Genomic DNA, 8,515 nt, shown 5'->3' with positions numbered 1-8,515 from the left:
CGAAACTTAGCTGTCCTCTGGGTCAGCTAGGGATTGGGATAAAGCCCGCACCCTGCGCATAGCGCGGGTGTCGGGTAGTTTACTAATTGCTTGTAATTGCTTGACTACCCGGTCTTGGGATCCCTCGCCAGGCTTAACCCAGTCGGCTGGGACTGAGTTGTCTCGGCTCTGTCCGGTACCAGGCGCAGGGGCGGGCCAAAGCGGCCAACCGCTACAGTGTTGTTCAGGGCCGGGATCTGGCGGATGGATCCCTGGCGTAGGCAGCGGTGTAGACGGCGCAGCAGGAAGAGGTCGGCTTCGGAGCACTCCTCTCGAAATAGCCTTACGTTAAGTTCGTGTTCCTGAGCAGCGGTGAGCAAACCGGTCATCATGGCGGTTTGAATGATCTGCTGCACGGTTATGGTTGTCGCTTCATCCATAGGTTTAGGCGATTGGATGGAGACCTTTTGCTGCTCTTATTCTCGACAAATCCCTCTGGTATTGACTCCGCCAAATAGCGGATTCGATATGCGCGCTTTGTCATCTTTCCCAATGTTCAGGAAATAGGGCTTTCCAGGTATCCATTGACTTTCTGATCCATCCAGATCCTATTCAGGCGAAAAGCTTGAAATCCTTGCTTCACAAGCCTTTCCAATCGAAGTGGGAGTAGAGCCAACAATTGGATACGTAGGGATCCCATCCTCACTGCAGTACAAAATTAGACTCAACAGTGAGTTGCTTGAACTTGCCAAAGAGGTGCTGATCCCATGATTTTTCGAGCTGTTGTTTGAGGCCGTAACAGATATCTGTGGCAATACGGAACTGAGAAGCGATGTTCGTCACCGACAAATGGCGTAGGGTTGCTTGGCTTTTTGTCTGTACCTTGTCGGCAATGAAGGCATAGAGGATGAGCAACAGCCTTGTGTTAGGGTGGGGGCATTCTAGGGTGGCAATGGGCTGTGTCAGAAACTCCACAAAAAGTCGGCTGTGCTGTCCCTCTGGGCTGCTGTGGCTGCGGCTGTTTGGGCCTGCTGGCGGTGTTGGGCCTGGGGCTGGCGGGGGCAGGGATCCTAGTCTGGAATGGGATCCGCACTTCGGGTGCCTATCGCACCTACCAGTTGGCGGTGGAGCAGCTCGAACAAAATGCCGTGGTGGTGGAACGTTTGGGAGAGCCCCTGAGGCCGGGATGGCCCTCGCGGCTGCGCTTTCAGGAAGATGAGGAAGCCGGTTGGGTGTGTCTGTTCTTTTTGATTACAGGGGCCCAGCGCACCGGCGATGTGGTGGTGGAATCGGAGCGGGGCATGGCCGGCTCGGCATGGCAGTTGCGCCATCTGCAAGTGAAAGTTGACGGGGATCCGCAGGCCATTCAGGTCATCGAGGGGGAATCTCGGTGTGAAAAGGAAGAGTCGGATGGAGAAGCCCTGCCCCTGCAGCCAGAAGGCGACATCTAGGTAGCCGGATATGCTCAGCCGCGGGTAGAGTCAAAAGGACTCCGTCCCGCTGACGCGAACGGTTGTGGCCTTGTTGGATCCCTATGCGGTCGCTCCCTTACCTGCGCTTGCTGCTGCTGTTGGCGCTGTTGGCCTCGTTCACCGGGCTGATCGTCTGGCTGATCCAATCGTTTCTCGATCTGTACTACGCCACCCGCTACCACCCGATTTTGGGGGGGCTGTTGATTGGGGTGCTGGTGCTGCTGCTGCTGGTGTTTTTGGCCGCTGCCATCTACTACTTGTTTCTGTTTCGCCAACCCGCCCCCAGCAGGAGACCCCCTGCCTTGCCGGAGACGGCTTTGGAAAAGCGGAAAGCGGCGCAACAGAACTTGGCTCAACTGGAGGCGCAGCTAGCGCAAATCCAGGATGAAGTGGCGCGGGCAGCGCTGGCAGAACGGTCGGCCCTACTGGCCCAACAGTTGGCCCAGCCCCAGCTGAAGGTGGTGGTCTTCGGCACCGGGTCGGCGGGCAAGACTTCTTTGGTCAACGCGCTGCTGGGGCGGCGGGCGGGGGCGGTGGGGGCCACTCTGGGCACCACCCAGGCGGTAGCTTGTTACGATTGGAACTTGCCCGGGATCCCGCAGCCGGTGCAGATCCTGGATTGCCCCGGCATTTTGGAGATCGGCCCGGCAGGGGTGATGCGGGAACAGGAGGCGCAAGCCCAAGCCCAAGCTGCCGATCTGCTGCTGGTGGTGGTGGATGGGGATCTGCGCCAGTCAGAGGTGGATCCCTTGCGCCGGTTGATCGCCCTGGGCAAGCGGGCCTTGCTGATCCTGAACAAAGCGGATCGCTACACCTCAGAAGAACGGCAGATCCTCTTGCAACGCCTGCGGGAGCGGGTCTACCCCCTGATTCCACCTCAGGATGTGTTGATGGCTGCCGCTGCTCCAGCCCCTGTACGGGTGGGATCCCAAACCTGGCGACCGGAGCCGGAGGTGGCGGCGGTGCGGGATCGCGTGCAGGCGGTGCTCTATGCCGAGGGGGGATCCCTGGCCTTGGACAATGCTCTGCTGCAATCGCAACAGTTGGGGGAAGAGGCCAAGCGGATTCTCCAAGCCCAACTGCGCCGCCAAGCCGAGGAAGTGATCGATCGCTTTCAGTGGATTGTTACAGGGGTGGTATTTGCCAACCCCATCCCGGCGGTGGATCTGCTGGCCATTGCCGCCATCAACGCCCAGATGGTGGTGGAACTGGGATCCCTTTACGGCTGCAAGATGGATCTGCAGCAGGGGCGGGAGCTGGCCTTGTCTCTGGCCAAAACCCTAGCGGGCTTGGGCTTGGTGGAAGGGGCGATCCAACTGACCACGGGGATCTTGGCCACCGTTGCCGAAGTGAGCGTCGTCGGTTTTCTGGCGACAGCCCCCATTCAGGCAGCCAGTGCTGGCTATCTCACCCGCATTGCCGGCAAGAGCTTCATTGAGTATTTCCAGCACAACCAAAGCTGGGGAGAAGGGGGGATGCAGGCGGTGGTCAAAGCCCAGGTGCAAAATACCCAAAAATCCGGTTGGCTCAAAGAGTTTGTCCGCGAGGCTTCCCGGCGCATCTTCCGAAATGGGATGGCCAACCCAAGGGATCCCTAATGGCCGCTCAGGGCAATATCCGTCGGCATGAAGGCCAGCTTCAGTTGCGCCACATAATCGGCGTAGCTCAGTGCCGGCCCAGTGTCCCAATCCGCCAAGCCATGCATGCACTTCGACCATTGAATGAAGGCGGCAGGATAGATATAGGCCAAACTGGGATCCTGCAAAACCTCTTTGGGCAGTGGAGAGGCCGACTTCAGCACTGCCAACAGAGCCGGCGGCTTGTGGAGAATCACGCGCGTGGCCTCAATCTGCTCTGGGGAAACCCTAAACTTGGTGGCGATAAACGGGATCACTCTGGAAATGGCCATCACCCAACACCAACCTCGCCTATAGAGGTAGGTTGCCCCCAAGCCGAGGGGCTGGCCTCAGGGATCCCACGGAGAGCGGAAAAGAGGGATGAACATTGGCGAGGATGGCCGTGGGCGGGCCTGGGATCCCCTTGCTTGGAGCCGCTGCTCCTCGTTATCCTAGTAAAGCTGAAAAATCTGGGGAAACAGGTGAGCCGTGGCTAAAAAGAGCATGATCGAGCGGGAGAAAAAGCGCCAACGCTTGGTCGAGAAGTATCGGGAGAAGCGCCAACAACTGAAAGCGGCCATGGCCGATCCCAACATCGACCAGGCCACCCGCATGGAGCTGCACGCCCAACTGCAAAAACTCCCTCGGGCCAGCTCGCCCACACGCCTGCGCAACCGCTGCTGGAAAACCGGGCGTCCCCGGGGTTACTTCCGCGATTTCGGCCTGTGCCGCAACAGCCTGCGGGAAATGGCCCACAGAGGCTTATTGCCAGGTGTGGTCAAGTCTAGCTGGTAGTTGCCTGGCCTTCGCCGCTTGGTTATGCAGCCAAAACACCCTTTTGAGAGATCCTGAGTGGGCCTGCAACCTTTTCAGCTCTGTGACGAAGATCTCACCCCTGCAGTGGCAAAGGCCCTGGCCGGGGAACCCCACTTGGCCGTGGATACGGAGACGATGGGGTTGATCCCGCAGCGGGACAGGCTCTGCGTGGTGCAAATCGCCAACCCTGCCGGCGAGGTGGTGTTGTTGCGGTTGAGCCGTGGAGTAAAGCAGGCCCCCCTTCTGGCGGGGCTGCTGACGGATCCCAACATTGAAAAGATTTTCCACTACGCCCGCTTTGACCTGGCGATGCTGCGCTATCACCTGGGGATCCGGGCGTGGCCCGTCTTTTGCACCAAAATTGCCAGCAAACTGGCCCGCACCTACACCAGCAAGCATGGCCTCAAGGATGTGGTGAGCGAGCTGTGCGGGGTCGAACTCAACAAAACTGCCCAAAGCTCCGATTGGGGAGCCGTCCACGCGCTATCCGCCGAACAACTGGAGTATGCCGCCAACGATGTTCGCTATTTGATTCCGGTTCGCCACAAGCTGGCGGAGATGTTACGGCGGGAAGAACGCTGGGAGTTGGCACAGCGCTGTTTCCAACATTTGCCCACCTTGGTCGAGCTGGATCTGTTGGGCTTCAGTAACGTCTTTGAACATCAGTAGTCGGAGTCTTATTTGATAGATAGTTATAGATAGTTATAGTCGTTTCAGGTTAGGTTGAGACGCCAGGGCTACTGAGAAAGGCTTTCTGGCTTCGTGCATTATTGCTCCGCAACGCTGGCGCGACGACGCGACCAACGTTTTAGTGTGGGTGCAGTGTCTTAGTTTGCATCGAAATGACCATATTCTTTTGGATGACCGGATTCTCAGGGATCCCCCCTCTCCCGAAGCTGAAAATGGGGATACGTCACCGGCGCATAAAGTATCTGCCAACACAGTTGGCCGCCCTTCTCTTTGATGTAGTGAGGATGGGGCTGGTCGTACCAATGGGCTTCTCGAGATAAACCGGCTTGCAGCCCCCATCGCTCCGGCCATCATCTGTCCAGATCAAGGGGAGTAACCCTCACTTGGGCCACTGTGAAAACCATTGGAGCTGAGTTGATGTTGGAGTCGCAAAGGGTGGTTCAAAGTGGGTCATCTTCCCCCAGCATCCCAGGCAAGCCTGTTCTGGAGTTTTGCCACGTCTCGCTGCAGTACCCCGGCAAGGGATCCCCGGTCACGATCATCCGCGACCTCAGCTTTTCCGTGGAGCACTCGGAGTTTGTTTCCATCGTGGGGCCGAGCGGCTGTGGCAAAACCTCGCTGCTGAAGATGGTCTCCGGCCTGAACACCAACTACAGCGGCACCCTCTACTTCCAGTCGCAGCCCATCACCGGCCCCCTGAAGAGTGTGGGCATGGCCTTTCAAAACCCGGTGCTGCTACCCTGGCGCACGACCTTACAGAACGTGTTGCTGCCGTTGGAGGTGGTGGAGCCTTACAAGCGTACCTTCAAGCAAAACCTGGCCCAGCATGAAAAGTCGGCGCTGGAGCTGCTGGCCACCGTGGGCTTGGAGGGTTTTCAGAAAGCCTATCCTTGGCAGCTTTCCGGGGGAATGCGGCAGCGGGCTTCCTTGTGCCGCGCTTTGATCCATCAGCCGGAGCTGCTGCTGTTGGACGAACCTTTTGCTGCTCTGGATGCCTTTACCCGCGAGGATATGTGGGAAATGTTGCAACGGCTGTGGATGCGCACCGGCTGCACCGCCATTTTGATCACTCACGATTTGCGGGAGGCGGTTTTCCTCTCCGATACCATTTATGTGATGGGGCCACGGCCTAGCGAGATCATCTTTTCCCTCAAAGTGGATCTGCCCCGTCCACGCCCGCTGGAGATCTGCCTGACGGACGAGTTTCACCGCTTGGTCTCGGAAGTGCGCCAGCACATTCGGCGCAGCTATTAGGCCAAAGAGCCCTTGATCCAAAAAATCTGGAAAGGTTTGCTGGACAGGTTACCGCGCATTTCTGCCGAGGGATCCCATGAAAAAATCATTTGACCGATTTTTGCAGACCCAAACGGCTTCTGTGGTCTTGCCCGCTGTCACCATCGTTTTGACCCTTGTGCTCTGGCAGGTGGGGGTGGGGCTGTTCAACGTTCCTCGCTTCATTCTGCCGGCGCCCACCCAGATCCTCGCAGCCATGAACCAGTGGAGCCCGGTGATTCTGCGTCACTCCCTAACCACCCTCACTTCGACGCTGCTGGCCTTTGCGCTGGCTTTGGTGGGGGGGATATTGCTGGGATCGATCATCGGCAGCTCCCGCCTGGCCCATCTGTGTTTGTACCCGCTGCTGGTGGGGTTTAACACCATCCCGAAGGTGGCTTTGGTGCCGCTGCTGGCGATTTGGTTTGGCTTGGGCCTGATCCCGGCGGTGATCACGGCCTTTTTGCTGGCCTTTTTCCCCATTGCAGTCAATGTGGCGGTGGGGCTGGAGACGGTGGAAGCCGAGATGCGAGATGTGCTGCGCTCGCTGGGGGCCAGCTCTTGGGAGATTTTCACCAAGGTGGGGCTACCCCACAGCATGCCCTACCTGTTTGCCTCGTTGAAGGTGGCCATCTCCTTTGCTTTTGTCGGCTCGGTGATCTCGGAGACGGTGGCTTCCAACCAGGGTCTGGGCTACCTGATCGTGTCGGCCAGTTCTTCTTTTGATGTGCCTTTGGCCTTTGCGGGTTTGGCTGCCCTCGGCATTATGGGCATTTTGCTCTACACCTTTTTTGCGGCTTTGGAGCGCTATGTCCTGTCCTGGCGACAGTAGCATCTCTCCCCAGGGAGCCAACCCCTGCCTGAGCTAGCCCAGGTCTGGAAAGGTGGCTCGCACCGCCGGGTGGATGAGCTTGCCTGCCCTGACGTTTAGCCCTTTGGCCAAGGCCGGGTCTTGTTCCAAAGCAGCGGCCAGGCCAAGGTTGGCCAGCTTGAGGATGTAGGGGAGAGTGGCGTTGACCAGCGCTTGGGTCGAAGTCCAGGGAACGGCTCCGGGCATGTTGGGAACGCCGTAGTGTAGCACCCCGTAGGCTTCGTAAACCGGCTGGGCATGGGTGGTAACCCGTGTGGTAGCAATGCACCCCCCCTGATCCACCGCCACATCCACAATGAGGGAGCGAGGACGCATTTGGGCCACCAACTCTTCTCCCACCAAGACCGGCGCCCGCCTTCCCGGCACCAGCACTGCCCCTACCACCAGGTCGGCCTCGCGAACACACTCTTCCACGCTTTGGGCCGTGCTGTAGAGCAGCTCCACACGGGATCCAAAGAGCAGCTCCAGCTCGTTCAGCCGCTGCAGGTTGATGTCCAAAATCTGCACCCGCGCCCCCAAGCCTACGGCCATTTTGGCCGCCTCGGTGCCCACCGTGCCTCCGCCCAAGATCACCACCCGTCCCGGCGATACCCCTGGGATCCCGCCCAGCAACACGCCCCGCCCCCCCTGCTGTCGGGTGAGGTAATGGGCGCCAAATTGCACCGAGAGCCGCCCGGCAATCATGCTCATGGGCATCAACAAGGGCAGGGATCCATCTGCCAATTCCACCGTTTCATAGGCGAGGCAGGTGGCCCCCGATTGCAACAGCGCCTGGGTCAGCTCGCGGCTGGCGGCCAAGTGCAAATAGGTAAACAGGATGAGGTCGGGATGGAGCAGAGGATACTCGGCAGGCAAGGGCTCCTTTACCTTCACCACCAGCTCCTGCCGGTAGATCTCCTCAGGAGTGACAGCCAGCTTGGCCCCCGCTTTTTGGTAGTCCTCATCCGTGAAGCCCGCCCCCTGGCCTGCTTGGGTTTCCACCCACACCTGATGCCCCTGTTCGGTTAAGGCCCGCACCGCCGCCGGTGTCAGCCCGACACGGAACTCTTGCTCTTTGATCTCTTTGGGCACGCCAATTCGCATAGGGATCCCCGTAGGGCTGCTTTCCAGTCTAGACAGACTCTCTCCCCGATGGGAGCCCTGGCCTGAGCAGGAGAGCGAAAATTGTAAAGTTTTGTGCGCGATCTGTCGGGGCAAGCAATCGCCAGGCTAATTTTGTTAGCTCAAGATTTCAAGGGCAAACCTAGATCTCTTGCCATGATTGGCACGAAAACAAGACATAACAGCCTCAGAAAGCCCAATTTTCTTGCTTGCGCTTATCCCCAAGAGCAATGTTAATATCTATGTCACGAAGTCTCCGTACTCCCTCGCGAACGCACCTTGAAAACTGCATGGATTCAAGCTTTTCCGGGGGTAGGGTTGATCCCTACCTTTTCCCCGCAAGGGGACGGAAACGCGACAGCGATCCGATAACAGAACAAGCTTGGTACCGGTTGATCCCTACCTTTTCCCCGCAAGGGGACGGAAACGCCACAAAGCGTTTGACCAACTCGACCGGCGGGCGATGTTGATCCCTACCTTTTCCCCGCAAGGGGACGGAAACACAACATAGGCACCCCGTCTACGATAGCAGACGGATGAAGTTGATCCCTACCTTTTCCCCGCAAGGGGACGGAAACTTCGGTTGCTCCGCGCTCTTTGGCCTTCTGGATTTGGACGTTGATCCCTACCTTTTCCCCGCAAGGGGACGGAAACCAGTAGTAGGGCGTCCATCCCAGAGACTCCAGTTCATCGTGTTG

Annotated in this window: 9 protein-coding genes and 1 CRISPR repeat array; of the genes, 6 read left to right on the top strand and 3 right to left on the bottom strand. The window is 58.5% G+C overall.

All coding sequences use genetic code 11. From position 1 onward, the window contains the following. Positions 1–104: 104 nt before the first annotated feature. Complete coding sequence (locus tag NW840_RS12780; protein ID WP_414331733.1) at positions 105–419, bottom strand: hypothetical protein; 315 nt, start codon at positions 417–419, stop codon at positions 105–107. A gap of 519 nt (positions 420–938) precedes the next feature. Here NW840_RS12780 and NW840_RS12775 point away from each other — a divergent pair. Further along, positions 939–1,430 (top strand): cytochrome c oxidase assembly factor Coa1 family protein, encoded by a 492-nt coding sequence (locus NW840_RS12775; RefSeq protein ID WP_414344675.1) that lies wholly within the window; start codon positions 939–941, stop codon positions 1,428–1,430. Between the two features lie 83 nt (positions 1,431–1,513). Continuing rightward, a complete protein-coding gene (locus NW840_RS12770) occupies positions 1,514–3,049 on the top strand; it encodes a YcjF family protein (protein ID WP_414344674.1) in 1,536 nt (511 codons plus the stop codon). On the opposite strand, the gene NW840_RS12765 is transcribed toward NW840_RS12770, so the two are convergent. After that, the gene (locus NW840_RS12765) at positions 3,046–3,360 is read right to left on the bottom strand and encodes a hypothetical protein (protein ID WP_414344672.1); all 315 of its coding nucleotides are present in this window, start codon (positions 3,358–3,360) and stop codon (positions 3,046–3,048) included. The genes NW840_RS12770 and NW840_RS12765 overlap by 4 nt on opposite strands. A gap of 196 nt (positions 3,361–3,556) precedes the next feature. On the opposite strand from NW840_RS12765, the gene rpsN reads away from it, so the two are divergent. The 4 genes from rpsN (at position 3,557) to NW840_RS12745 (ending at position 6,677) form a co-directional block, all read left to right on the top strand. Further along, on the top strand, positions 3,557–3,862 hold the full coding sequence (gene rpsN / locus NW840_RS12760; RefSeq protein ID WP_011432985.1) for a 30S ribosomal protein S14: 306 nt from the start codon (positions 3,557–3,559) through the stop codon (positions 3,860–3,862). A gap of 57 nt (positions 3,863–3,919) precedes the next feature. Continuing rightward, positions 3,920–4,552 carry a ribonuclease D gene (locus NW840_RS12755; RefSeq protein ID WP_414344670.1) on the top strand — a complete coding sequence of 211 codons (633 nt, stop codon included), beginning with the start codon at positions 3,920–3,922 and terminating at the stop codon, positions 4,550–4,552. A gap of 438 nt (positions 4,553–4,990) precedes the next feature. Then, positions 4,991–5,827, top strand: coding sequence for an ABC transporter ATP-binding protein (locus tag NW840_RS12750; protein ID WP_414344668.1), 837 nt, complete (start codon positions 4,991–4,993; stop codon positions 5,825–5,827). Positions 5,828–5,903: 76 nt separating this feature from the next. Further along, complete coding sequence (locus NW840_RS12745; RefSeq protein WP_414328861.1) at positions 5,904–6,677, top strand: ABC transporter permease; 774 nt, start codon at positions 5,904–5,906, stop codon at positions 6,675–6,677. 33 nt (positions 6,678–6,710) lie between these two features. On the opposite strand, the gene ald is transcribed toward NW840_RS12745, so the two are convergent. Continuing rightward, a complete protein-coding gene (ald, locus tag NW840_RS12740) occupies positions 6,711–7,799 on the bottom strand; it encodes an alanine dehydrogenase (RefSeq protein ID WP_414344666.1) in 1,089 nt (362 codons plus the stop codon). 335 nt (positions 7,800–8,134) lie between these two features. Continuing rightward, positions 8,135–8,471: a CRISPR direct-repeat array (repeat unit 37 nt; unit sequence GTTGATCCCTACCTTTTCCCCGCAAGGGGACGGAAAC). Between the last annotated feature and the right edge of the window lie 44 nt (positions 8,472–8,515).

This window comes from Synechococcus sp. R5-13, from assembly GCF_047462015.1.
Taxonomy (GTDB): Bacteria; Cyanobacteriota; Cyanobacteriia; order Thermostichales; family Thermostichaceae; genus Thermostichus.
This window is presented reverse-complemented; position numbering and strand designations above follow the sequence as displayed.